The 26585-nt window shown below is 47.4% G+C and carries 20 protein-coding genes and 1 tRNA gene; 3 read left to right on the top strand and 18 right to left on the bottom strand.

Annotation, left to right across the window (positions count from 1 at the left end):
• Positions 1–95: 95 nt before the first annotated feature.
• The 7 genes from BMZ54_RS17595 to BMZ54_RS17565 form a co-directional block, all read right to left on the bottom strand.
• Positions 96–2159 carry a M56 family metallopeptidase gene (locus BMZ54_RS17595; RefSeq protein WP_162277585.1) on the bottom strand — a complete coding sequence of 688 codons (2064 nt, stop codon included), beginning with the start codon at positions 2157–2159 and terminating at the stop codon, positions 96–98.
• A gap of 38 nt (positions 2160–2197) precedes the next feature.
• The gene (locus tag BMZ54_RS17590) at positions 2198–2590 is read right to left on the bottom strand and encodes a BlaI/MecI/CopY family transcriptional regulator (protein WP_089914658.1); all 393 of its coding nucleotides are present in this window, start codon (positions 2588–2590) and stop codon (positions 2198–2200) included.
• A gap of 405 nt (positions 2591–2995) precedes the next feature.
• Positions 2996–3865, bottom strand: a complete 870-nt coding sequence (locus tag BMZ54_RS17585; protein ID WP_089914655.1) for a sterol desaturase family protein — start codon at positions 3863–3865, stop codon at positions 2996–2998.
• Between the two features lie 517 nt (positions 3866–4382).
• The gene (locus tag BMZ54_RS17580) at positions 4383–5027 is read right to left on the bottom strand and encodes a hypothetical protein (protein ID WP_089914652.1); all 645 of its coding nucleotides are present in this window, start codon (positions 5025–5027) and stop codon (positions 4383–4385) included.
• Positions 5028–5179: 152 nt separating this feature from the next.
• On the bottom strand, positions 5180–6100 hold the full coding sequence (locus tag BMZ54_RS17575; protein ID WP_162277584.1) for a DUF4249 domain-containing protein: 921 nt from the start codon (positions 6098–6100) through the stop codon (positions 5180–5182).
• A 65-nt stretch (positions 6101–6165) separates the two neighbouring features.
• Positions 6166–8541 carry a TonB-dependent receptor gene (locus BMZ54_RS17570; RefSeq protein WP_089914646.1) on the bottom strand — a complete coding sequence of 792 codons (2376 nt, stop codon included), beginning with the start codon at positions 8539–8541 and terminating at the stop codon, positions 6166–6168.
• A gap of 348 nt (positions 8542–8889) precedes the next feature.
• Entirely contained in the window at positions 8890–9099 is a 210-nt protein-coding gene (locus tag BMZ54_RS17565; protein ID WP_089915749.1) for a hypothetical protein, read from the bottom strand.
• 105 nt (positions 9100–9204) lie between these two features.
• Between BMZ54_RS17565 and BMZ54_RS17560 the strand changes: the two genes are divergently transcribed.
• Positions 9205–10215 (top strand): helix-turn-helix transcriptional regulator, encoded by a 1011-nt coding sequence (locus tag BMZ54_RS17560; protein ID WP_162277583.1) that lies wholly within the window; start codon positions 9205–9207, stop codon positions 10213–10215.
• Between the two features lie 202 nt (positions 10216–10417).
• Here the strand turns inward: BMZ54_RS17560 and BMZ54_RS17555 are convergent, their stop codons facing one another.
• From BMZ54_RS17555 to BMZ54_RS17515, 9 genes are all read right to left on the bottom strand, one after another.
• Positions 10418–10840, bottom strand: a complete 423-nt coding sequence (locus tag BMZ54_RS17555) for an RrF2 family transcriptional regulator (RefSeq protein WP_089915746.1) — start codon at positions 10838–10840, stop codon at positions 10418–10420.
• 115 nt (positions 10841–10955) lie between these two features.
• Positions 10956–13154, bottom strand: coding sequence for a sodium-translocating pyrophosphatase (locus BMZ54_RS17550; RefSeq protein ID WP_089914640.1), 2199 nt, complete (start codon positions 13152–13154; stop codon positions 10956–10958).
• Positions 13155–13294: 140 nt separating this feature from the next.
• Complete coding sequence (locus BMZ54_RS17545; RefSeq protein WP_089914636.1) at positions 13295–14821, bottom strand: NAD(P)H-hydrate dehydratase; 1527 nt, start codon at positions 14819–14821, stop codon at positions 13295–13297.
• A 102-nt stretch (positions 14822–14923) separates the two neighbouring features.
• Positions 14924–15451, bottom strand: coding sequence for a hypothetical protein (locus tag BMZ54_RS17540; RefSeq protein WP_089914633.1), 528 nt, complete (start codon positions 15449–15451; stop codon positions 14924–14926).
• A 43-nt stretch (positions 15452–15494) separates the two neighbouring features.
• The gene (locus BMZ54_RS17535; protein WP_143081049.1) at positions 15495–15920 is read right to left on the bottom strand and encodes a hypothetical protein; all 426 of its coding nucleotides are present in this window, start codon (positions 15918–15920) and stop codon (positions 15495–15497) included.
• Positions 15921–16090: 170 nt separating this feature from the next.
• Positions 16091–17272 (bottom strand): Na+/H+ antiporter NhaA, encoded by a 1182-nt coding sequence (gene nhaA / locus BMZ54_RS17530; protein ID WP_089914627.1) that lies wholly within the window; start codon positions 17270–17272, stop codon positions 16091–16093.
• 39 nt (positions 17273–17311) lie between these two features.
• Positions 17312–19201, bottom strand: a complete 1890-nt coding sequence (locus BMZ54_RS17525; RefSeq protein ID WP_162277582.1) for an OstA-like protein — start codon at positions 19199–19201, stop codon at positions 17312–17314.
• 11 nt (positions 19202–19212) lie between these two features.
• The gene (locus tag BMZ54_RS17520; RefSeq protein WP_089914622.1) at positions 19213–20211 is read right to left on the bottom strand and encodes an MlaD family protein; all 999 of its coding nucleotides are present in this window, start codon (positions 20209–20211) and stop codon (positions 19213–19215) included.
• A gap of 164 nt (positions 20212–20375) precedes the next feature.
• Positions 20376–21647, bottom strand: coding sequence for an N-acetylmuramoyl-L-alanine amidase family protein (locus BMZ54_RS17515; RefSeq protein WP_089914619.1), 1272 nt, complete (start codon positions 21645–21647; stop codon positions 20376–20378).
• A gap of 422 nt (positions 21648–22069) precedes the next feature.
• Between BMZ54_RS17515 and BMZ54_RS17510 the strand changes: the two genes are divergently transcribed.
• Positions 22070–24691, top strand: a complete 2622-nt coding sequence (locus BMZ54_RS17510; RefSeq protein ID WP_143081048.1) for a putative LPS assembly protein LptD — start codon at positions 22070–22072, stop codon at positions 24689–24691.
• A gap of 31 nt (positions 24692–24722) precedes the next feature.
• Here the strand turns inward: BMZ54_RS17510 and BMZ54_RS17505 are convergent, their stop codons facing one another.
• On the bottom strand, positions 24723–25478 hold the full coding sequence (locus BMZ54_RS17505) for a lysophospholipid acyltransferase family protein (protein WP_089914613.1): 756 nt from the start codon (positions 25476–25478) through the stop codon (positions 24723–24725).
• Between the two features lie 141 nt (positions 25479–25619).
• Positions 25620–26294, bottom strand: a complete 675-nt coding sequence (ung, locus tag BMZ54_RS17500; RefSeq protein WP_089914610.1) for a uracil-DNA glycosylase — start codon at positions 26292–26294, stop codon at positions 25620–25622.
• A 163-nt stretch (positions 26295–26457) separates the two neighbouring features.
• Between ung and BMZ54_RS17495 the strand changes: the two genes are divergently transcribed.
• Positions 26458–26531: transfer RNA gene (locus BMZ54_RS17495), tRNA-Arg, on the top strand.
• Positions 26532–26585 lie beyond the last annotated feature (54 nt).

Genomic DNA, 26585 nt, shown 5'->3' with positions numbered 1-26585 from the left:
AATCAGAAGTGATGTTGTTGCTGCACAATCCAGGCTAAAGGAACCTTTGTTTCCTGGTGATGGAATGCCGCATTTAGTTCCAGGATGGAGCGGTATTAATCCTGTATGTTAATGTTCAGGTTATCCTTTTCCCCCTTGAGAGTTATCGTGTTACCTTCTTCCAGGTAGGAGCGGTATTTATCCATTACTGCGCTGGATTGTTGTGTGCCGTTAATATAGAGCTGACCATTCTTTTTTTCGATGGAATAAGCCTTGTTGGGATCCAGCAGGTTATCGGCGGCCATCTTTTTAACTAATTCATTATACCGGGCATGAGTAACTTCAGCTTTGCGCCTGGCTACTTCTGCCTGGCGGCGGGCCTGTTCTGCCTGCTGACGGGCGGTGGTTTCACTGCGCCTGGCATCTGCCCTGGCATAATCCATTTGCTCCCTCGCTTTTTTAGTTGCTTCCCGGGCGTTCTTACGTACTTCTTTCAGCGCTTCTTCCTGTGCCTGCCGGGCTTCTTTACGTGCCGCAGCTATTTCTTTACGCATGGATTCTTTTTCTTCCGGGCTAAAGCTTCTTTTCATACCCTCCTGGGCTTCCTGCATGCTGTTCTTAATGATCTCTTCCAGGTTAATGGAAGCCATTGCTTCCTTAGCGCTTTGTAAGCCCAGCTGCACGCTTTGGTTAATTACTTCGGGGTCCCAGGACTGCTGGCTTTCTTTAATGGAAGCATTTATTTCTGCATTGATCTTTTTCCAATCAACGTTCTTCATGGCCTCATTCACGTTCTTATTGATCTGGTTCCAGTCAACATTTTTCATTGCCTTTGCTGTTTCCTCATTGATCTTTTTCCAATCAATGTTCTTCATGGCCTGCTGCATGGCTTTCTGCGCTATGATCATTTGCTCCTGGGCAGCATCCATTTTTTCTTTGGCATCCTTCATGTCCTTGTCACTGTCATAATCAAAGTCTGTATGACCGGCGGAGTTACCAGAAGTGTCTGCCTTGCTATCCCGGTCATACGTGCTGGTTGGTGTGGGGGCAGGGACAGGCGTACCACTTTTAGCCGGTACGGTATCCTGGTTCGCCGGGGTGGTTGTATGAACAGCTGCCATGAGCGGCTTTCCGGCAGTTGTTGCTGCTTTGTTATCCTGCCGGGCGGAAGGAGTGATCCAGGCTATGGCGGTTAAGCCAACGGCAATGATTAAAACTGCCATTAATTTTTGACTATAGTTGAGATGGGACGTTTTCATTTCCATGATACGTTTAATGCGGTAAAACAAATGTTGTTTATTGTCTGCAGCCGCCATTGCCATCGGGTTGGTCGTGAACCGGTATTCTTCCAACGCTACCAGGGCTTTGGCGTAGTGCAGGGGCTGTACGGTATGGGCTATTACCATATCGTCGCAGCAGTGTTCCCTTTCCAGGCGGATGTACTTAGAGATCCACCATACAAAGGGGTTAAAGAAAAGGGTTGTTTCTACAATGGATTGGAAGATATTCAGTATATAATCATTGCGTTTTACGTGCGCCAGCTCGTGCAGCAGGATTGCTTCCAGCTGTTCGGCGCTCAGGTTGTTGAACATGGCGATAGGTACCAGTATTACCGGTTTCAGAAAACCCATCATCACGGGAACCTGTATGTGCTGCGATACCAGCAATTTTACCTTGCGGGGTATTTGCAGCTGTTTAGACAATTTGCGCAGGTATTGTTCCCAGGCAGTATCTGCAGGCAAGCCCTGTTGTTTGCGGATCTGCTGCAGCTGCGCCAGGTCTGCAAAAAGCTTAATGCACATTACACCTACACCCGCCATATACAACGCTACCAATATGGGAAAACAGAACTCCAGGTTAGGAAAAGCCCAGGTAAGCTCCTGCTGGTTCTGATATACCACCGGTATATTTAGCAATATGGGCGATGCAGCAGCTGCCGGGTTAGCAATAGCATGAACCTGGGTAACTGCATCCAGCTGCTGGAACAGGGTAACCACAAACCAGCCGAATATACCTGCCAGTGAAATAAAGGAGAGGTTATATTTGGTGCTGGCCGTAGCAGTGGGCCATAATTTGAGCACAATACGCAGGCAGCCAAATATGAGCAGGGCCTGCCAGGTGGAGTGCAGAATGGCCCAGCCAAGGGCTGTTACCAGGTCTGTAGTGTAAGGGAGGAACATTGCAGCCATGATTTAAAATGATTATTGCAAAAGGCGAACTACTTGCGTTGTTGCTTTTCAATTTCGTTCAGATACTGTTTGATCTTCTCCAGCTCTTCCTTCGATGATTTATGATTGCCCAAAGCCTGCAGCACCAGCTGGGATGCAGAGCCATTGAACACGGTATCTATCATTTTATCCAATAACTGACGCTGGGTATTTTCCTGGGATACAGCAGCAGCATAAATATGTGTTTTACTGCTGGCATCTCTTTGTAACAACCCCTTTTCATGCATGATCTGCATGAGCTTCAGGGTGGTGGTATAACCCGCGTCTTTACTTTGTTCCAATATCTCATGCACTTCCCGAACGGTACTAGGCCCTTTTTCCCAAAGTACCCTCAGAATTTCCAGCTCACTTTCTGTAGGTTTTAATTGTTTTCCTGCGCTCATAATCAATGTAATACTATACTTTCAATGAATATACGAATATCTTCGTAAACAAATGTACGATAGTTTTCGTAAATGCAAAATGGAATCTTGAAAAGATGGCGGGAATGGTAAATAAAAAGGGTGATCTGAGGGAAGGAAGGGATGAGCGGTTAGGGGAGTGGATGAGTCTGGAAAATGCAGGTTGAGGTTGGGTAAGATGCAATCCTGACAGAGGCAGGGTCTTTATGTCAAAGGGGGTGAGGGGGTGAGTCTGGAAAATGCAGGTTGAGGTAAGATGAAACCCTGAAAAGAGACAGGGATCTTTATGTCAAAGGGGGTGAGTGGGGGAATCTGGAAAAATGCAGGTTGAGGTAAGATGAAACCCTGAAAAGAGACAGGGATCCTAAAGTTGAAGGGGATGAGTAGTTAGGAAAGTGGTTGCTCCCGGCGCAGCTGTTTAGTTGTTTTGCGGGTACCGTCATGGCTCCAGCCGGGGGCATCAAATAAATAATGCCAGGCATCCTTAAAAGAGCGGCTATGGCGCAGATCTTTCCAGATGTCTATCCACTCATGGGTAGCAATGCGGAGCGGGTTATAGGTGTAAATGTTTTTGGTAAGACCGTAAATGGGCCGTTCTGTTTCCGGAGTAAAGGTGCCAAACATGCGGTCCCAGATAATGAGCACACCGGCATGGTTACGGTCTAAATATTTAATATCTGAAGCATGGTGCACACGGTGGTGGGAGGGGGTGTTAAAGAACCATTCTATAAACAGGGGCAGCTTATGGATAGCTTCTGTATGGATCCAGAACTGGTATAATAAACTAATAGCCTGCATCGTCATTACCATGGCAGGATGAAACCCCAGCAAAGGCATCCACACCCAGAACAGGAAGGTGCCGGTGAAGTTACCGGTCCAGTTTTGGCGCAGGGCGGTAGCCAGATTGTATTTGCGGGAGGAGTGGTGAATGACATGCGAAGCCCAGAAAAAGCGTACGGTATGGCTTACGCGGTGAAACCAGTAATAACTGAGATCATCTGCAAAAAAGCATAACACCCAGGCCCACCATACAAAGCCCAGGGTAAACAACCGGTATTGATATACAAAAGTGTATACGCCGAAAATAATCGCTTTGGTAAATAACCCCAGGAACACATTGCCCAGCCCCATTGCAATGCTGCTGGCGGCATCTTTGGTTTCGTAAAAGTCCTTTTTTTCAATGGCAGAAAAGATCACCTCCGCCAGTAATAGCAGCACAAAACCCGGAATAGCGTAGTGTATAAGGTCTGGGGACATATGCTAATTTACGGAAAAACGCTGAACGCCGAACGCTTAATGCGTTTGAGCGGGCTTGGACATGAATACAGTATGCAAGGAAAAGTTAGAAAGGGTGCGAGTTAGGATATTGAGGGAGGGATGCGGTTGTATGGATTATAGTAGGGATTTAGTACGCAGGAAAAGTTGGAAAGGGGCCGAGCTGGATATTGAGGGAGCGATGTGGCTATGTGGATTATAGCAGGGATTTAGTATACAGGGAAAAGCCGGAAAAGTATGGCGGTAGGGATATTAAGGGAGGATGTGTTTGAGCAGGTTATACCAGGAATGTAGTATGCTGGGAAAGCCGGAAACAATAAGGAGTTAGGGATATTTAGGGGGCGATGTGATTGTATGAATTATTGCAGGAATGCAGTACACCGGAAAAAACCGGAAAGGTTACAGGTTATTGCTTTAAACAAGCATGCTTAACATCCGATGCAGAAAAGCAAGCATTCATACATCAGTGTTAAGCATGCTAGGATAATGGGTAAAAATTTTAGAATTTACCAGCCTTAATACCTACATGGAAAGCACCGCCACTTAAATCACTGTCTTTTAAACCCGGTGTTTCAGAACCGCTGATGAAACGGTAGCTGCCACCTACATTCAGGCGCAGGTAAGAAGTAATATTCAGTTCCACGCCAACAAAAGGTTCTGCTACAAAGAAGCCGCTGCCACCATTCCAACCATGGTGATGATCATCATCGTCATTATGCCAGCCATGGTGCCTTTCATCCCGGCCTACGCCGCCACCGCCTAACAATGCACCGGCAGACCAGTGGATCAGCTTATTGGAATTGTGAGTGTACTCCGCCATCAGGCCGGTATACCACATTTGTATGTATTCATCCTTTTCATTTGCCACATTCAGCTTAGGTGCCTTAATGCTGTTGGCTAAACCATAACCGCCGGCGCCAAACATCCATTTATTATTCAGCAGCACTCCGCCCTGTAAGCCAGTAAGCACGCCCAGCTTGCCATTGATGGGAGTGAGCTTTCCGATGGCGGTGCCGTAAGCGCCTACTGTTACCTTTTTCTTTTCTGTACGATTGTTGCCGAAAAGTGATTCGATCGGGGCATGCTGCGCCCATGCCTGCTGTGCTGTAATCAGCACCAGCAGCGCCAGTCCTATTTTTTTCATCTTGTTTAGATTTTAATTTTTTAGCGGAGGAAGGAGAGTGAAGAATGAATAATTAATAATGAATAAAGCCTGCCGTATATGGATGATAGCGTTGAATTCCCTTGTGCCTGTCTGTTGTGCGATTATTAATTATTCATTCTTCTTTATAAAAATTATTGGATGTCTTTTTCTTTAAAGCTTACTGCAGAGGCGCCAAACCAGCCCAGCATCTTCTGCTGGCCGCCGTTGGTAACATTTACCATATTGGGCTTTACGTTTTCCAGCACTTTGGCAAACAAACCGCCGCTGTTTAACTGGTCAATTACCTGTTGAATAAAATAATAGCTGGGATGGGAGAGAGAGGCGATACGGGCAATCACTTTCTCGCCTTTCTGGTAAGGCTTATCATCATCTGTAATGCCTTCCTTTATGGGCTGTATAAATACCCAGCCATCTGCTACATCATCATTAAAGGCGCCGTTGATAGCATAAACGTCTGTATTGCGGTGCTGGCGGTCGTTACGGTAAGAACGGATCCAGTAATAATCATTACCACCTGCAATATCCTTTGCATTCATGTAGGCATAATAACCTTCTTCACCGCTGGCAGCTTCGTCTGCTTTTTTGAACTCGTAAGTAATGGAGTCAATTTCAGGTACGCGTTTAATGGTGTCTGTAGCTTCAAAGGTTTCACCTTTATACAGTACGGTTAATTTATACACGTGACCTACTTTACCAATGCTTAGATCTCCACCCGGATCGTAAGTGTACGCACCATTGCTGAAAGCAAAGTTATACGTCTTGGCATCCGTGAGATCCTGCAGGGTAATGGTGGCATCGGACAGCACCGGCGCCGGTGTATTGTTGGTATAAGAGGTAACGGACTGGGTAAGCCTGATGGACTGCGGACCGCCTTCTGTAGTGATCCACGCATCCAGCACGGGATACGTTTTACCATTAGGTACTTGCAGGTCAATGGTATCCTCGCAGGCGGTAAAACCGGCTGCTGCGAGGGTGATTAATATAACGAAGCGAATATTTTTCATGAGCGTATCTTTTGTCTTTGTTATTTGTCTCATGGAACGTTGTTTCATGATCGTATTTTTTGTCTTTATCATTTGCCTTGCGGCAGTGAGTATCTCTTTTGGCTTTCTCAGCTTTAGAATTTGAAGTTGTACGTAATACCCGGCAGTATGGAACCTATGATAGACAGGCGTTTGGCGTCTTTCTTGGAAGGATCATCTGCATTCTGCTGGAAGTAGATCGTATAGGCATTCCTGCGGGCATATACGTTGTACAGTGAAAATACCCACTCGCCCTGCCAGCGTTTGTGCTGCTTACCTTTACGGGTAAACGAAAGATCCAGGCGGTGGAAGGCGGGCAAACGATAGTTGTTACGCTCATCAGAACTGTTATACGGGATGTCCCAGTCCTGGTATTCCAGGCGGCTGTCTGCAAACGTACCGGGCGTACCGGAAGCATATACCCAATTGGCGGAAAGAGAGCTGCGTTTGTTGAACTCGTGGGATACAACTATGTTGATGTTATGTGTACGGTCGTAACGGTTCAGGAACCATTCATTTTTGCTGATGCCATTTGTTTGACGCTCTGTGCGGGATAAGGTATAGCTTACCCAGCCGGTGGTGGCGCCTACTTCTTTTTTAGCCATTAATTCCAAACCATATGCACGGCCTTTGGATGGCAACAGGTCTGCTTCAATGTATTGGTTCAGCTGCAGGTTGGCATTGTCAATATAATCCACCTGGTGCTTCATGGTTTTGTAGAACAGTTCACCACTCAGCTCCAGTAAGCCGGAAGGTGCATCATAAAAATACCCTAACGTATATTGGTCGGCTACTTGCGGCTCTATGTTATTGGTGCTGGGTGTCCAAATGTCCAGCGGGGTAGGGGAAGCGGTGTTTGACAGCTGATGCATGAACTGTGTAGTGCGTGCATAAGCCACTTTTACGGCATGGTTGTCGTTGATGTTGTACTTGGCACTTGCCCTGGGTTCCCAGTAGTAGTAACCTTTTATCAGCTCATTATTACCATAGTCTTTAGAGCCTATTAACCTTCTGCGCACGCCCGGCGTAGTATCATTGTAGTAATACGCAGTGCCTTTACCCAGGTATTGGTAGGCAGAGAAACGAACACCGTACTGGATACCGAACTTCTTACTGGGCTTATACTCGTGATCCAGGTACACGGCTGCTTCCAGTGCGTGCTGGTCTTTCAGGAGCACTTCACTTTGTTGGTTGTCCTGTGTGCCGCCGCCTTTACCGGGTTTAAAGGTGTAATAGATGCCTTGTACCCCAAAGTGCAGGCTGTTGCTGGTGCTAATGTAATAGGTAAAGGATGGTTTTACGCCGTAGTTAATGATATTGGAGGTCCAGGAGGAATTCTGATCCGGCTCATTGCCCGTTTTTTTATCCTCGTTACTGAACTTCAGGCTGTAATCATACTTACTGTAAAAGGTGGTCATGTTCAGGAACAGGCGGTCGTTAAATACGTGATTCCAGCGTACAGTACCGGTGGTGTTACCCCAGCTCATATTTATATCTTTACCGAAACCAAATACATCGCGGCCCAGGTAACCGCTTACAAACAGCGTATTGTTCTTATTCAGCTTAAAGTTGCCTTTGGCGGTAACATCGTAGAAATACAGCTTGGTATCTGCCATGTCGCCTTTCAGGAAGGGTTTGAACAGCACATCCACATAAGAGCGGCGGGCAGCTATTATGAAAGAGGATTCATCTTTTTTGATAGGTCCTTCCACGGCCAGACGGCTGAAAATGTTGCCGATACCGCCGGTAAGGCCCAGGCGCTGGTTATCCCCATCCTTCATACGAATATCCAGTACAGAAGAAGTACGGCCACCATATTCTGCCGGGAATCCGCCTTTGATCAGGTTCAGGCTTTTCACGGCATCCGGGTTAAACACGGAGAAAAAGCCCAGCATGTGCGTGGAGTTGTACAGGGGGGCTTCATCCAGCAGGATGAGGTTTTCATCTGTTGCACCACCGCGTACGTTAAAACCATTGGCGCCTTCTCCTACGGTGGTTACACCAGGCAGGGTTTGTATGGAGCGCAGCACATCTACCTCGCCCAGGAAGGTGGGCATCTTTTTCATTTGTGCAATATCCAGGCGGTTAATACTGGTATTCAGTGTATTAACTGCTTTTTCCTGTTTACCGTTAACCACTATTTCGCTTAACTGGCTGCTGGATTTTTCCAGTTTAATGTTCAGCTGCTGGTTGCGGTTAAGCGTAATGGTTTGTTTAATTGGAGTGTAACCAATGTAGGAAAATTGCAGCTCATGTTCCCCGGCGGGCAGGGTGAGCGAAAAGAATCCATACTCGTTGGTAACCGTTCCCAGGCTGGTGCCTGCTTTGGATACGGAGATGCCGATGAGGCTTTCGCCGTTTTGTTGGTCTTTTACGTAACCACTAACAGTAAAACGTTGTTGGGCGTGCAGTGTCAGTCCTTGCAGTATAAAGCAGGCGAGCGACATGAGCAGAATCAGGTGTTTTCTCATATAAGATTTATATATATGTGCATTGTAAGACGGCAGTACCTACCCTTTTATTTTAGGAACACCGTATTAAATTTTGTGTTTCTGCATATATGACGGGAGTTAATTAGTGTACCCCTAAATTGGAAGGGAAATTTTTAATTACGAATTGTCAATTACGCATTACGGCCCCGCCCAAAGCGGGGGTATGAGCACCCTTTAAATTGATTATGAATGCGAATAACAGACTACAGCAGAGGAATAGGAGGTGCATGTACGTTGTAACAAGATTACGTAGGTTCATAAAATTGAAAAACGCCCCCTACCTTAGTAGATGACGTTTCATGCGTGGTTCCATATTATTCCCGGCCCTTAGTCCAGCAGGTCGCAGTGGTAGCCCAGCCTTTTAACAAAGCTCATAATGGCATCTTCCACTACCTGCTGACCCACAATGCGTAACACCCGGTCGCAGTCCTCAATATCTATGCTGCAGGCCATTACGTTAAAGTTGGCTTCTATTTCCCCGATCACCCTTTTCTTATCATGTTGGGTGGCTATATTCGTTCTAAATATTCCAATCATGGATATTATATTTTTATATTCGGAATATTTTTGTGCAAATTTGGGGACTGCCTATTTAGAACTGTTGCATTAAAAGGATTAAAATTTACACTAAACGGATTTTTTATGCCCGTAGTTATTACGAACGATTCCCGGAATGTGCTGCATAGGGAAGATAAACTGCTCACCTCTCAGGAGTTATTAAGCCCCCGCATTATAGAAGAGGAGATGAAAATGCAGTTTGCTTTTGGGACCGCCAGTTTCCGGGAAATGTATTTTGACGGGCTGCATATTGCTTTTGGCCATGCGCATGTATATGAAAACCTGAATGTAGCGGTAGAACTGGCGCCGGATGCGCCCACCATGGTATCCCAGCATTTTGTGCTACAAGGCAATTTTATGAGCAATTTACCGGGTAAGCGTAACTACAACTTTTCCCGGCTGGAACATAACCTGTTGTATAACCCCACTTTATCAGAAAATGCACAAATAAAGAAGCAGGATACTATAGAAATGGTATCGCTTAGTTTTGCCCGCGACCGTTTCCTGGAGTTTGCAGAAAATAATGGCCGCGTAATGGACCGTTTGGCAGAGCAGGTTGCCGGCAATAAGCTGGTATTCCTGAACCAGCGTAATAATCAGCCCATTACCCTGCAAATGTTAAAGGTGCTGGAAGAGATACGCAGCTGCCAGTTCATAGGCGGTATTAAAAAGCTGTTCCTGCAATCTAAAGTGCTGGAACTGCTGGCTTTACAGTGCGAGCAATATGAAAGGTCGGAAAGTGGGAGCACACCTGTAAGCACTGCCTTATCAGCCACTGACCGGGAAAAGGTGTACTATGCCCGCGACCTGCTTATGAGCGATATGCAGCAGCCACCTTCCCTGCGCGAGCTATCAAGGCTGGCAGGGCTGAATGAGTTTAAGCTGAAAGCCGGTTTCAAACAGGTATTTGATACTACGGTGTTTGGTTACCTGAATGATCAGCGGCTGGACCACGCGCGGGAGCTTTTATTACAACAGCATAAACCCCTTACGGATATTGCCCATGAACTGGGTTACTCATCTCCCCAGCATTTCAGTAATGCCTTCAGTAAAAAGTTTGGGATCAGCCCGGGAAGGGCGCGCCACCGCCAGTAATTAATAATTAAGGGTTGTTCAATTATGCAAGGATGCGCGCCGCACAAAGAATTAAAGAAGTAATAATGAAGGGTTATTTAATTACGTAAAGGTGCATGCCATCAACAAAACACGATCACATTCGTAATTACTCATATCATAATTTACTCTCAATGGCATTCGTGAATGCTCCGCATTTCGTAATTGATAATTCGTAATTCAATCAGGCTTGTGCGTTAATGACCTGCTTTGTGAAAGCCGCCAGGGTCATGCGTTTAAGGCGGTTATAAATAGTGTGATCTATTTCAGTGAACAATTCATCCAACGCATCATTAATGCCTGCGCCAACAGCGCAGTCGGGATTAGGCAGGTTGGGAGAGAAGCCAAATACATGATCTTCCTTTACCGCCTGGAACACGTCAGACATGCGGATCTGGGAGGCCGGCTTACGCAGGCGGCTGCCACCGCTTTTACCTTCTTTACTTTCTACCAGGCCGGCTGCTCTTAATGCACTCAGCTCTTTGCGCACCAGGGCAGGATTGGCATTCATAGAACCGGCAATGTAGTCAGATGATAGCCACTCTTCCCCGCCGGTGCTCAGCAGGCTTAAAATGTGTACTGATATTGCAAACTTACTCTTAACCATTCTGTAATTAATGAAATTACAGTACAAAGATAGGGGATAATTAGTTAATGTGCTAATATGCAAATGTGCTGGTGTATACGTATATACCAGCACATTTACATATTTATAGCCCAAACTATTTTTTCACGATCAGTGTACTTTCTTTATCTGTTTTCACCACCTGTTGTGTAGGCTGCATTTTCTTTTTAGCTACAGTATCTGCATTATTGCCGTGGATCTGTGCCAGGGTAGGCGCAATTACCAGGGATACAATAGACATTAGCTTAATGAGGATATTCATAGACGGGCCTGAAGTATCTTTAAAAGGATCGCCCACGGTATCGCCGGTTACAGAGGCTTTGTGCGGCTCCGACTTTTTGTAGTACATTTCTCCGTTTATTTCCACGCCCTTTTCAAAAGACTTCTTTGCATTATCCCAGGCGCCGCCGGCATTGTTCTGGAACATACCCATTAATACACCGCTTACTGTTGCACCGGCCAGGAAACCGCCCAGCACCTCAGGGCCAAAAATAAACCCTATTATCAGCGGCATGATCAACGCAATAGCACCCGGCAGCAGCATTTCGCGGATAGAGGCCTGCGTGGAAATGGCTACGCATTTTTCATACTCCGGCTGGCCTTTGCCTTCCATAATACCGGGGATTTCGCGGAACTGGCGGCGTACTTCCTCCACCATGGCCATGGCTGCACGGCCTACGGCTGCAATTGCCAGGGAAGAGAAGATGAAGGGGATCATACCACCTACGAACAGGCCGGCCAGCACATTGGCCTTATAAATATCAATGCTGCTGATCTTAGCAATTCCCACAAAAGCGGCAAACAGCGCCAGGGCGGTAAGCGCAGCAGATGCAATGGCAAAACCTTTACCGGTAGCGGCGGTAGTGTTACCTACTGCATCCAGGATATCCGTTTTTTCACGTACCTCTTTAGGCAGCTCGCTCATTTCAGCTATACCACCGGCATTATCGGCAATAGGGCCAAAAGCGTCAATGGCCAGCTGCATGGCTGTAGTGGCCATCATACCTGCAGCTGCAATGGCTACGCCATACAGGCCTGCAAAGGCATAAGAACCGTAAATACCGCCTGCCAGCACCAGAATGGGCAGCGTAACAGATTCCATACCTACAGATAAACCGCCAATGATATTGGTAGCATGGCCGGTAGCTGACTGGCGGATGATGGAGCGCACCGGGCGTTTACCCATGGCCGTATAATATTCCGTAATAAGGCTCATGAGGGTACCTACTACCAAACCCACGGCCACAGCGCCAAATACGCCTCCTTTTGTAAATTCATGGCCGCGCAGCAGCATGCTTTCCGGCAGCAGCCATTGTACCATAAAATATACTACAATAGCGGTAAGCACTATAGAGCCCCAGTTACCCATGTTCAGCGCTCTTTGCACGGCGCTGGTATTTAAACCGGCGCTGTCGCTGATCTTTACGAAGAAGGTACCGATGATAGAGAAGATAATTCCCATACCTGCAATGAGCATAGGCAGCAGGATGGGAGCAATACCGCCAAAGTTGTCTACAGACTGGGTTTCAGCGCCCAGCACCATGGTAGCCAGCACGGTGGCTACATAAGAGCCGAACAGGTCAGCGCCCATACCGGCTACGTCGCCTACGTTATCACCCACGTTATCTGCAATAGTAGCAGGGTTGCGCGGATCATCCTCGGGAATGCCGGCTTCCACCTTACCTACCAGGTCAGCGCCTACGTCAGCTGCTTTGGTATAAATACCACCGCCTACACGGGCAAACAGCGCAATGCTTTCTGCACCCAGTGAAAAGCCGGTGAGCACTTCAATGGTTTTGATCATTTCCGGCGTGTTGGCTTCAGCGCCGAAATAAGTTTTGAGTATTATGAACAGGCTACCCAGGCCCAGTACGGCCAAACCAGCCACGCCCATTCCCATTACAGAGCCGCCGGTAAAGGATACCTGCAGGGCTTTGGCCAGGCTGGTACGTGCCGCCTGCGCGGTGCGTACATTGGCCTTAGTGGCAATGCGCATGCCTATGAAACCGGCCGTAGCAGAGAACACGGCCCCCATAATAAATGCCAGTGCAATGGTCCAGTCGGAATTTTCATGCGAAGCTCCCATATAACCCAGCAACAAGGCTGCGATTATTACGAAGTAGGTAAGAACTTTGTATTCGGCTTTCAGGAATGCCATAGCGCCTTCAGCGATATGTTTGGCTATTTCGGTCATTCTTTCGTTTCCGGCATCCTGGCGTACAACCCAGGCGCTTCTGACAGCAGTGAACAGTAATGCAATTAATCCAAAACATGGAACAAGGTACACGATACTCATATAAGCGATTTTAAAATATACAAGGTTGACAAAAATAATGTTTCCAAACTACTTTTGCTAATGTGAATTTAATGTGCCGGCATTTGCCCGAAAGCCGTACCAGTAGCGGGAAACATGGAATAACGTATTACTTTTCACCATCATAGCTGGAGGAAGGCGGGTCCCAAACAATCTATAATGCTCTCTGCGGTCATAGCTTCCTGCGACATACGGGCGGCTGCAATATCGCCCGCCAGCCCATGCAGGTAAGTGCCCAGCAATATAGCGGCTTTAGGCGCATAACCCTGCGCCAGCAGGGAAGTAAGTATGCCGGTCAGCACATCGCCACTGCCGCCGGTAGCCATACCGGGGTTGCCGGTGGAGTTAAAGTATACAGCGCCATCCGGGCAGGCCATGGCTGTAAACCGTCCCTTTAGCAATATATACAGCTGCAGGCTTACTGCCTGACGGGACAACAGCTCCAGCCGCGCAAAATCATTATCACTGCTGCCAAATATACGCTCAAACTCTTTGGGGTGGGGTGTTAGCAGGGAGCCATGCGGTATGCGGGGTAACAGGAACGGGTATTCGCTGATAATATTCAGCGCATCCGCATCCAGCACCATTGGCTGCCGGTACTGCTCCAGCAGCTGTTCCAGGGCCTTGGCCGTGCCCGTAGCGGTGCCCAGCCCCGGGCCTATACCAATGGTCTTATACTGTTGCAACCCGCGTGTTTGCGGTGCGCTTTCATGAAAGTGGCTGCTGTAGGTTTCCTGTATATCGGTTACGCACATAGCGGAAGGTGCGCTGATCTGGATGATCTGGTACCCGCACTGCGGCACATGGCAGGTAAGCAGCCCCACACCGGCATGTAAGCAGGCTTTAGCGCTTAACACGGCAGCGCCCATTTTACCATAGCTGCCGGCTACCAGCAGCGCATGCCCGTAAGTGCCTTTGTGAGCAAAGGGCTGGCGGGGCTGGTAAATGGTTCGCATCATATGCGCATCCGTTACATGAAAGCGGGTAGGCGTTTGCGTAAGGTAATCCGGATGCAGGCCTATGGGTAATATATGCACCTGGCCGGTACGCGCTGCGTTTTCCGGCAGCAGAAAAGCCAGCTTATATACTTCAAAACTAAGGGTAATACTGGCGTGCACTACCGGCATATGCGCGCTGGAAGCATCTGCCAGCATACCGGAAGGCAGGTCAATGGCCACCAGGGTATGCCGTGTCTGCAGATCATTCAACTGGTGAATAAGGCCTGCCATCCAGCCTTCTATGGCGCTTCGCAGGCCGGTGCCAAAAATAGCGTCTATAATAATGCTTTTAGGCGGCAGGGTAGGCAGGTCGGCTACTGCGGCCACATCGTATATGCTTTGGGGATACTGCTGCTCCAGCAGCTGCCGGTTAGCCGTATGGTCTGCAGATGCTTTATTGCTATGATGGACGATGCAGGCCGTAGCTTTATACCCGTTATTCAGCAGGAGGCGGGTGATGGCCAGCCCATCGCCCCCGTTATTGCCCATACCACAAAATATGTAAAAGGGCTTCCGGGCATCAAAGTGGCGGAACAGCCATTGCGCGCAGGCTGTGGCTGCCCGTTCCATTAGCTGCAGGCTGCTAATGGGCTCGTGCTGTATGGTATAAGCATCTGCTTCCCGTATTTGTGTAGCCGTAAAAATTTTCATACACGTAGTGTATAAAAATACGGGAAAGTTTTGATCAAAAAGAAAAGCCCCGGTGTTTAACCAGGGCTTTTCAACCAATTCATATTTATAGTGTGATCACTATTAGAAAGTATAGCGTGCAGATGCGCCGCCAATCTCTTCGCCCATGAAGTGGGTACCACCGGAGAAGTTAAAGAACGGTTTCAGATCAGCACTCACGCTCAGCGGGATCTTTTTGAAAGTGTATTCCACGCCAAAAATGCCGTCCAGGCCGGCGGTAACATACGTACCGTCACCATTGCGGAACCAGCGGTCGCGGTCATAGTCAAAACGGTCGTAAATACCGACGTGTGCACCGCCACCGGCGTACATCAGGAATTCGGGCTTATCGAACACGTTCCAGTGATATTCATACAAACCTGTAAAAGTAACGTTGCTGCCTTTGTCGAAGTTGGTGAAAGCCAATCCTTCAATGGCGTGAGGGCCGGAAATGAAATGTTTAATGGTAAAACCTACGATCCAGGGGTTCATCCGGATACCGATGGCTGTTCCATAATTAGCAGGTGCTTCGGCGCCTCTTCTCAACTTTTGTGCATTTGCCTGTACTGCCAGCAGGGCAACCAGGCCAAGGATTAATGCCGCTCTTTTCATTTTGATACTATTGTTTGGTTTTATAGTTGTAAAGATCAAATGGTTATTTCCTGTTTAAAATATACCTGGCCGATACTGCAAAGGAGGCCAGGTCAGAAGGTGTGCTGAAATGCACTGCCGGTTTCCAGTCAAGGCCCAGGTTCAGCGGAATAGCTGCAAAGCTATAATCCAATCCCAATATCCCATCCACTCCTGCTATAAATTTCGTACTGCCCTCATATTTCCGTATGCCCATATGCGCCCCGCCGCCTACATACCAGGCAAAGCCCTGCACGGTAAGCGCCGACAGATCAAAATGGCGTTCATATAAGCCTGTAACAGTAAATGTTTCGTTATAAATACCGGCAATGCCTTCCACGGCATCTGCATCGGTGAAGAAATAGCGTGCGGTAGCGCCCAGCGGTAAACCTAAGCGGATACCTACCTGGGGCCCTTTTGATGCTGTTGATTGTGCTTTGAGATCGTACATACATCCGGTTAAAATCAGGGTAAATAATATAAACCGCTGGTAAACCTGCAGCTGATACCATTTTTTGTCCCCTGAACCATGTGTTGTTATGCCCGCTTTCATGTTGGTATGAGGATTTAACAATAACAATGCCAAGATAGTTTATAAATAACGAAGGAAGCGCCTGCTTATTATACCTTATTAGGTTTCAACAGCTTCAGGTAAATAAATCCTATAAGGCCGGCCAGCAGGGAAGCCACCATTACAGACATAATAGAAACGATCTGCAGCTCCGCCTCTTTATACGCCAGCGTTGAAATAAAAATAGACATCGTAAACCCAATGCCCGCTATCATACCCGCTCCCAATAGCTGCGCCCAGGTGGTTTTATGCGGCAGGGCCGCCCATTTTAATTTAGCCGCTATAAAAGAAAATAAGAAAATACCCAGCGGCTTGCCCAGCACCAGCCCGGCCAGGATACCATAACTCACCGGCGATGTGAAGGCCTGCATAACATCCTGCGGGAAAATAATAGCGGTATTGGCCAGCGCAAAAACAGGCATCACTATAAAGTTAACCGGGTCGTGCAGGTGATGAATGAGGTCAGCTATTTTGGTAAGCGGTATACAAAAGGCTACCAGCACACCTGCAATGGTGGCGTGAATGCCGGAATTGTAAATACAATACCATAATACCAGGCCGGGTATCAGGTAAAAGATAAGCCGCTGTACCTTTAGCAGGTTGAGGATAATAAGCAAAACCATTACGCCTGCGCCGCATAACAAATAGGTAAGCTGCAGGGTAGCTGTATAAAAAACAGCAATGGCCAGTATGGCGCCCAGGTCATCGATAATAGCCAGGGCCATTAAGAATATTTTCAGCGTAAGGGGGATGCGTTTGCCCAGCAGGGATAAGATGCCTAACGAAAATGCAATATCCGTGGCCATGGGAATGCCCCAGCCATGTGCGTGGGCGGTACCTCCGTTAAAAGCCAGGAATATCAATGCGGGGCATACCATGCCGCCCAGGGCTGCCAGCGCCGGTAAAAGGGACTTTTGAATAGAGGATAGCTCACCCACGGTAAGCTCCCGTTTTATTTCCATACCTACCAGGAAAAAGAACATCACCATTAATCCATCATTGATCCAGTGCAGCAGGGAGTGGGGCAGGTGCCAGCCGTCCGGCATGTGCACGGCTGTTTCCCAGAAATTAATATAGGTAGTTTGATAAGGTGAGTTGGCTACTATAAGAGAAACAACAGTACATACCATTAATACGATGCCCACTGCACGGCTATCCTGCAGAAATTCGTACAGGGGTGAGAGTAGTTTTTTCCTGAACCTTTTTAATTTATGTCCTACAGAAGTTGCCATTCACAAGCAGGTTTAGTTTACAGATCGGTCTGTGGCCGGCTATTTACCCATTAGCTCATACTTGCTTTTAGGTTTGCGCTTAATATCCCAGCGGAAATTTTCCAGCAGCATCTCGTCTTTAGGCCGTTGTGTAAAAGGATACATAGTGCCTTCCGGGTCTTTGATGAACACAACTTTATTAAGCTCACCGGCAGTGAAGTGAATATTAATAATAGCGCTGAGTGATTTATTTACGCTTATAAAACCGCCGTCATCATCCTTCACATAGTAAATGCTTTCTGCATTGCCATCCACATGCATCCAGTCCAGCGCATCACCGGCAAAGTAGCCGGTAATAATATTGCCTTTGATCTGGTTGTACAGTGGCTTGTTAAGCTCTGCTTCATTTACTATCAATGCGTTAGGCTGCATTACCAGCTTATCTGCCTTCTGATTTTTTGTGTACAGGTAAATGGTATCGCCGGTAAGCTGGGTATTATTAGCCCACAAGATGGGATCGCGGTAAAAGCGGAAAATAGAATCGCGGGAGGAGTAGTATACACTATCTGCCACGCCCTGCAGGGAATCAGAATAAATGCGTACATGGTGGTAGGCCAGTATGTAGCGCTTTTCCGTTGTATCCGGTTTTACAGTGTCCTTAGGAAGCGCCAATGCCAGTGAATCCGGCCTTTTGAGGTTATGCGCAACCAATGCAGTATCCTTTTTTAACAAAGGCTTGCCGGTGATAAGGGTATCCTTGCTTTTTTTGAGCGTATCTGCTTTTGTAAGTTTTAAGGCAGTATCCACCTGCTGCGGTACGGCGGTCAGTGAATCAGCAATGGCCCGCCGTGCTGAATCCATCTGCGCAAATTCCTGCAGTGAATCCGGCGGCGGCAATTGTTTGGGCGCCTTTATTTTCCTGGGTGCGGCGGTATCCTCTGCCAGGCTATCTACACCCGGGCGTTTAACCGGCGCCGTTATAATGCTGTCGCCCCTCATTACTCCGGAAAAAAGAGTATCGGCCACCATATACAGGGTATCCTTATCGCGTTCCAGTATCAGCAGTGGGTGCTGGGTGGCCAGCACGGTTTTATTAGCCTGGTTCACCTTGCCGTAGTTGGAAAGCAGCGACATTTTATTGGCGGTATCCCTGTACACCATGTTACCTGTAGCATAGGAGTAACCGGTAACCTTATCGGTTTCAATATTATCCGCAGTAATGGTGCTGGCGCTGTCCACAATAGTGGGGCGGTTGCCAAAGTTGCCATAACCGGTTTCCGTGTTGTAGTAACCGGAGGTGGTGTACATAATGGTTTTACCATCATTAATGGTAGTAGGGGCTACCATGGTGGCAATCTTGGTATCGGTATTATATAATAAGGTATCGGTGGTAAGGGTATAGGAGGGATCTACCAGCAGCACGTTATATTTAAAATATACATCCTTGGTATCTGCATAATAAAAACCTTCCTTACTGGTAAGCGTGCTGGTGCCGTTAATTAATTTACCGCCCTGTGTGTAGGTACCAATGCGGGCATTCATATCATATTGCAGCTCAGGGCCGGAGATGTTCACCTTACCATCTGTTAAGCGGGCATTCCCTTTCAGCGTAGCCAGCCTGGTATTGCCTTCATAATGCAGGTAATCGCCATACACCTGTACACTGTCGGCCTGGTTAATATGTACGTGACCGTAGGCATCCAGCTGGTTGGAGAGGCTGTTCTTAAAAGCGCTGTCGCAGGAAATAATGGTATTACCCTGCCGGAAGGAGGCATTCCCGATAAAACGGGCCAGCTGTACGGAATCGCGGGTAATATTGTTCAGCGTATCAGCATGCAGGATGTGAATAACGGAGGTACTGTCCCCGGTTTTCTGCTGCGCTGCCGCCCCCATTATTCCCAACAGGTAAATGCCAATGAGAACAAGGCTATATCTTATAAAGTGCTGCATTTTACAAATCATCATTGAGCCGTTACCGTATCAGAAGGGAGGGGCTTTACTTTATCTTTTTTGCCAAACAGCGAGAAGTGTACATACCGTTTCGGGTTTACGCGCAGATCTTCCAGCAGCTTATTCAGGCTGCCCAGGGAGGTTTGCAGGTTGTTGTATACCTTTTTATCATTCATCAGCAGACCCAGGGAACCATCATTGCTATTAAGCTTGCTGGTCATCTGGTTCAGGTTGGCCACAGTATGCTGCAGGTCCTGCAGGGAAGAATCCAGCTGCCCGTTGGCCAGGGTACCGGTGGCTTTTTCAGCATTGGTAAGAATGCCGGTTATCTTATCATTATTATTTTTCAGATTCTCGGAAATAGCGGCCAGGTTATTAAAGGTAGCCTGTACATTGCCTTTTTCAGGGTCCATCATACGGTTCAGGGAGCTGGAGGTGGCAGAAAAATTACCCATGGTATTTTTCAGGTGAGCCACGGCTACACGAAGATTGCCTTCTGTGGTAGTATCAAATATAGCATTCACCGTTAGTAATACAGAATCTACTGCGGAGAGGGTGGTTTCCAGCTTTTTAACCAGGGGGTTCAGCTGCTCTTTAAGCGCATCTGTAATGGAACCATCTACAGCGGCATAAATGGTATCGCCGGATTTCAGATAATCGTTGGCGTTACCAAAGTCGATCTGTACGGCTTTAGTGCCTAACAGGTCGCCGGTAATGCGGGCCACGGAGTTACGGGGTATTTCCACATCTTTTGTGATACGCAGGGTTACCAGGATGCGGCCGGCATTGTTATCCAGGATGTTGAGGTCTGATACGCTTCCCACCTTCAAACCGTTGACCTGCACAAAGTTAGAGGGTTGTAAACCATTCACCTGTTTGTATACAGCGTAAATAGTTTTGTCGGATGAAAAGAGGCTTTTTCCTTTCAATAAATTAAAGCCTAATACCAGCAGGACAATAGCGACTACAGTTAGCACTCCCACTTTGGTTTCATTAGATACTTTTATCATGAGATACGTATACGTTGCTGCAAAAGTAATCGAAAATCCAACTCCCGGTACCAAATTCCAATTTTTAGCTCCGGTGGTCAGTTATAATTTAGTAAGGATCAGGTGATAGGGTAAAAAGGATAGGGGTAATTATTACTTGGGGTGCTTGCTGGTCGGGGATTACATTACATCTGTGCTTCTAACTTCAGGCCATTCTTGTATGGGACGATGAACGCATCTTTAAAGCCCATCCGCTTGGCCTTTCGCAAGGCAGCCCCGGCCTCCGGTTCCGTTCGGAAGCTGCCCCATATATATTTGTTAAATTTTTTCCGGTTAATGATCACCCGCTCCTGTTTTATAGGGCCCCCCATTTTTTTGAAAATGGGGGACTTGGCAGAATAATTTTTATCGCTTACCAGCAGCTGTACCTTATACATAAGGGAGGAGGAGGCAGCAGTGGCGGAGGTTTTCCTGGGTTGTTTGTAACCGGTTTCAATCACCGGCTGCACAACGGGTTGCGGTACTACCGGTTGCGGCGGTGGTGCGGCTTCCTCTTTAAAGTTGCCAAAACGTTCCAGCTCTTCTTTATAACGTTTTATAGCTTTATAGATGCACTGGGCGGTTTCCTGCTGACCGTTGGCAGAGTTCAGGTATTCTTCCTCATCCGGGTTGCTGATAAAGCCTAACTCCACCAGTACACTGGGCATGGCGGTTGCCTGCAGCACCCAAATACCTTTTTCATTACGCTGGCGGGCGCCCCGGCTAATACGGCCTACTTTGGTAAATTCATCTTCCACCATGGTAGATAAGCGCAGGCTCTGATCAAAAAAGGCATTACGCAGGGTATTGAGCATAATAAAGGTTTCCGGGTCGGCAGCATCCATCACTTCCTTGGCTTCTTCAGAGTTGCCATCCAGCACCATTACGGAGCTGGTTTTCAGGGATTCCATTTTGGCGTTGTTCTTACTGGTAGCCCACACGTACGTTTCCGTACCCTGTGCCTGGCTGGGGGAGTATTCATAAATGGGCTGCTTCACGGCTATTTTCCGTTTTCCCTTTTTACGGTATACGGTTTTGTACCCGGTCACATGGCGGCTTTTAGGGGCAGAGTTACAGTGAATGGATATAAAAAGATCGCCCCGGGCGTCATTGGCAATTTCTGCTTTGCGGCGGGGATCATCAAAGCGGTCCACTTTACGTGTATACACCACCTTTACATCCGGCATATTCTCTTCTATAATCTTTCCCAGTTTTAAAGCAACATCCAGGGTTACTTCTTTTTCGGTGGAGTAGCTGCCGCGGGCGCCAATATCCTGTCCGCCATGGCCTGCGTCAATTACAATGGTACGGAGAGGTTTGTCCTGCTTTCTTTTAAAGGGCTTGTCCGTAGCCCGGATAAATAAGGTAAAGATAAATAGCGTTCCGCATCCTAAGATCCAAAATCGGTTCCAGCGCATGTTTCAAAGTTTAATGGGCATTAGTTAGTTTAATTACGAATTACGGAATTACGAATTACGAATTGGGTAGAGCGGCAAATCGTGATCTTCGCTGCATTTTAAATTCGTAATTCGTAATTGACAATTCGTAATTAATAATTTGGTAATTCATCCTGAATCGTTAATACTTTTATAATTGTAGAAAACCAGTGTATCCCCAGGCGTTCTTTTTCGTTTTACGAATGATAATAATTTGTATAAAAACATGTAGGTTTGTGCCCGCTTGACACATGATCCCTGACTACAAAAATAATTATAAAAAGTTTTTCAGACAGTACCTGTTCGTAGCAGGTGCAGTCTTTGCTTTTATCCTTATTATAGATGCATTTGCCTGGGCCGGGCCACACAGAAATGTGAATTTTAACAAAAGTTTCACAGATACCGTGCCAGGAAAGTCAGATACAGTGCCGCTTTCCAGGCCAAGGGTAAGAGATACCGCCCGTACCGGCCGGGATACCATACCACGGCTTACTGATAGCACCGCTACTGACACTACCGTGGTAGACACCCTGTACATGCCCAAACTATCAAAAGACAGCCTGGATGCCCCGGTGAACTATAAGGCCAAGGACTCCATTGTACTGATGGTACCCGCCAAACGCTTTTATTTATATGGTACGGCCAACACCAAGTACAAAACAGTGGACCTGACGGCAGAACGGATGAACTTTAGCCAGGCTACCGGTGTGCTGGAAGCCACCACCGCACAGGATACCAGCGGTAAGGCCTATGGCCGGCCGGTGCTGAAAGATGGTGAGCAGAATTTTGATTCCGACACCTTACGGTACAACTTCAATACGCAAAGAGCTAAAATTTATCATACCCGTTCCCAGTATGGCGAAGGCTTTATTCACAGCCAGCAAACAAAAAGGGAGGCGGATAACAGCATTTTCGGCTGGAAGAATGGTTACACTACCTGTAACCTGGATACCCCTCACTTTCAGTTCCGCGCCCGCAAGATAAAGGTAATACCGGACAAACTGGTTATATCCGGCCCGGCCAACCTGGAAATTGAAGGGGTGCCCACCCCTTTATTTATACCATTTGCCATTTTCCCTATCACACAGGGGCAGCGTTCCGGCATCTTACCGCCGCAATATGTAGTGAATGCGCAGAAAGGCGTAGGCCTGGAAAACGGCGGTTATTACCTGGGCCTGGGGGAGTATTTTGACCTGACCATGCGCGGCGATGTATATTCTTACGGCAGCTGGAGCTTAACGGCCAGCCCTACCTACCGCGTACGATACCGCTATAATGGTGGTTTGAACCTGAGCTTTGCCACTACGCGTTTTGGCGACCCGGCCGTGAAATCAGAGTTTACCCGTTCCCGTGACTTCCGTGTAACCTGGAACCACAGCATGGACAGCAAGGCCCGGCCGGGGGTGAACTTTGGCGCCAACGTGAACTTTGGTACCTCCTCCTACAACCAGTACAATGTATTTGATTATTATACCAGGGTAAATAACAACATAGGATCGTCCATCAGCTTTTCAAAAACCTGGCAGGGCAAGCCCTATAACTTTACCATGAGTTTGAACCACCAGCAGAACCTTTCCACCAAGGATATCTTTATCTCTTTCCCGGACGCCTCTTTTAACGTAAATACTATTTATCCTTTTCAACCCAAGGAGCTGGTAGGTACGCCCAAGTGGTACCAGAAAATAGGGGTTTCCTACAGCACGGTGCTGCGTAACAGTGTGAACTTCAAGGATACCATGTTCCTGAAAAAGGAAATGTTTGACCGTTTGCAAACCGGTATGCAGCATACTATTCCTGTTTCTTTTTCCATACCGGTGGGTACGTTCACCTTATCGCCCGGCATTAACTATTCAGAATACTGGTACACCCGTAAAATGATCCGTAGCTGGAACCCGCACCGGTTTAACCCGGCTACCGATACCTTGGGCGGTATAGATACCACTTACCAGACGGGCTTTTTTGCCGCCCGGCAGGCCAGCGCCAGCGTGTCATTATCTACTGCAGTGTACGGGATGTATGTGTTTAAAAAGACTTCCAAGATAAAGGCCATCCGCCATGTGATGCGCCCTACCATGAGCTTAAGCTATCAGCCTAACCTGGCCCGCAGCGCATATGATTCCCTGCGGTATGGTTTTCAGCCGGAGGATGTAAGCCGTGTATCTTATTTTGACGGATCTGTAGTGGGCGTGCCTGGCGAAGGGAGGGCCGGGTTAATATCGTTTGGTTTGGATAACAACCTGGAAATGAAGGTGGCCTCCAAGAAGGATACCTCTGCCAATAAAGAAAAGAAAATTAAACTGCTGGATGGTTTTGGTATTAACGGCAGCTATAACCTGATAGCGGATTCCTTTAAGCTGAGCACCTTTAGCATTTATGCACGTACCAACCTGTTTGAGAAGCTGAACATCTCTGCCAGTGGTAATCTTGATCCGTATGTTGTAGATAAGCGGGGGCACCGGCTGGACCAGTATGTATGGCAGGCAGGTAAGCTGAGCCTGGGCCGGTTAACAAATGCGAATATCACCATGAGCACCTCTTTCCAGTCGGCCGATAAAAAAAGCAAGGAGAAGGAAAAGCAGAAGGACGATCTTGAAAACCAGCAAACCGGCGATGCTGCTATGCAGGCGCAGCAACGGCAAATGCAGATGGTGCGTAATAATCCGGGTGAGTATGTGGACTTTGATATTCCCTGGCGTATTGATCTTTCCTACAGCTTAACCTACAGCAAATCTATTATACCGGATTCCGGCGGGGTGGTGGTGAACTTTAACCAGTATGTGAACTTTAACGGCGATTTCAGCTTAACACCCAAGTGGAAGATAGGCCTGAACAGCGGTTATGATTTCATTAATCACGCAATTGCCTATACGAATATGTATATTTCCCGCGATCTGCACTGCTGGCAAATGTCTATTAACCTGATACCCTTTGGTACGTACCGGCAGTTCAGTATTACCATTAGCCCCAAATCGGGGCTGCTGCGTGATCTCCGTATAAATCGAACGCGGCAGTTCTATGATCTGTAGCAGGAGGAATGTGCTGGTGTGTTGGTGGGTGTTACTTCTTTTTGCTGTTATGCTGCTCAATGTAGTCCCACATTATTTTAAATACCCTTTCTTTTAATGCCGGCAGATCATCTTTGGTTAATCCTTTTGTGGAGATGGGCGGCAGAAAATGAAAATCAACCCTATGCGGCAGCGCGTAAAAGATGCGGTCCGGCGGAAGGATCTTACGTGTATTGAATAATACAGCCGGCATAATGGAGTGCTGCGTATCTATAGCCAGCGCAAAAGCGCCATCGTAAAAAGATTTCAGCGGATCGTTTGTTTTGTTGCGGGTGCCTTCGGGGTATAGGGTCATGTGCATGCCCTGGTTGAGCACTTGTTTCATTTCCTCGTAACTGCGGTGGCGGCTGTTCTCGTCTTTACGGTCTACCAGCACACTGCCTATCTTATACATAATACCAAACAGGGGTGTGCTGGCCATTTCTATTTTGGCCAGGGTTTTATGGTAGCCGGGTACACCGGGTGTGGTGACCGGTACATCCATTAAAGAGTTGTGATTACATACTACTACATAGGTAACGCCGGGTTCAAAATTTTCCAGCCCTTTTCTTCTTACGGGACAAAAAAGCATGGGCATAAATACCTTCATCCATGCACGCACCAGTGGAAAAAAGCGGCGTGTTCTTTCAGGCTCCGGCAACCGGGAGATCACCCACATTGGCAGGAACATAACCAGGATGTTGGCGGCAAATACCAATGAGCCATAAATAGCGTATAACCGGCCAAGAATATTCTTTAACCTGCTCATAAACAATTGACAGTCAGTATTTCACAGAACACGGCTTTTGAGGGCCGTTTATTTTCATATCAAGGGATAAATTTAATTAATATATCAACACGAAAATGTGTATGCTCAGGCATTGGGTTGACGGTTTCAAATTAGAATGGCTTACTCCAGCCGCCAGTCAACCGGTTCCAGGCCGGCTTTGGATAATAATTCATTGGTCTTTGAAAAATGGCGGCAGCCGAAAAAACCTTTGTCGGCGCTAAAGGGGGAGGGATGGGCTGCTTTCAGGATATGATGTTTGGTAGCATCTATCAGCACCTGTTTATCCTGGGCAAACTTACCCCAGAGCAGGAACACCACATTTTCTTTTTTATCGGAGATCTTACGGATTACGGCATCGGTAAAGTTTTCCCAGCCTATTTTGCTATGGGAGGCGGGTTCGTCGGCCCGTACGGTCAGGAAGGCGTTGAGCAGCAGTACGCCATGTTCTGCCCACTTAGTGAGGTTGCCTCCGGTGGGTGGCGTAAGGCCCAGGTCTGTTTTCATTTCTTTATAAATATTGACCAGCGATGGGGGCGGGGGCACACCATCCTGCACGGAAAAGCAGAGGCCGTGTGCCTGGCGGGGGCCATGGTAGGGATCTTGCCCCAGTATTACCACCTTTACCTGATCGAACGGGGTGGTATTGAATGCGTTGAAAATGAGGTTACCGGGGGGATAGATGGTTTTGCCGAGGGCTTTTTCATGTTTGAGGAACATGACGATCTCTCCGAAATAGGCTTTGGCAAATTCGTCTTTTAAAACTTCTTTCCAACTGGCTTCTATTTGTACGTCCATGGCTATTGTATTATAAAAACGGCTAAATTTGAATTATTGGATGAATTTTATATAAATTTGCACTCCCAAAATGAAAGATAAATATAGTGTTTATTTTAGTTTGGGTGAAAGTGTTGGAAAAATTGGGAGTGTGAGGTTGGTGGGATAGCGCAAAACTAAATATGGACCGGTAGCTCAGCTGGATAGAGCAGCTGCCTTCTAAGCAGCAGGCCATTGGTTCGAATCCAATCCGGTTCACGAAGCGAAGTCATAAAGGCTTCGCTTTTTTATTTGGGGCTGGATATCGCATCC

This window comes from Chitinophaga rupis (genome assembly GCF_900109685.1).
In the GTDB taxonomy this organism is placed as follows: Bacteria; Bacteroidota; Bacteroidia; order Chitinophagales; family Chitinophagaceae; genus Chitinophaga; species Chitinophaga rupis.
Note: the sequence above shows the minus strand (reverse complement) of the source record. Positions and strands in the feature narration are given on the sequence as shown.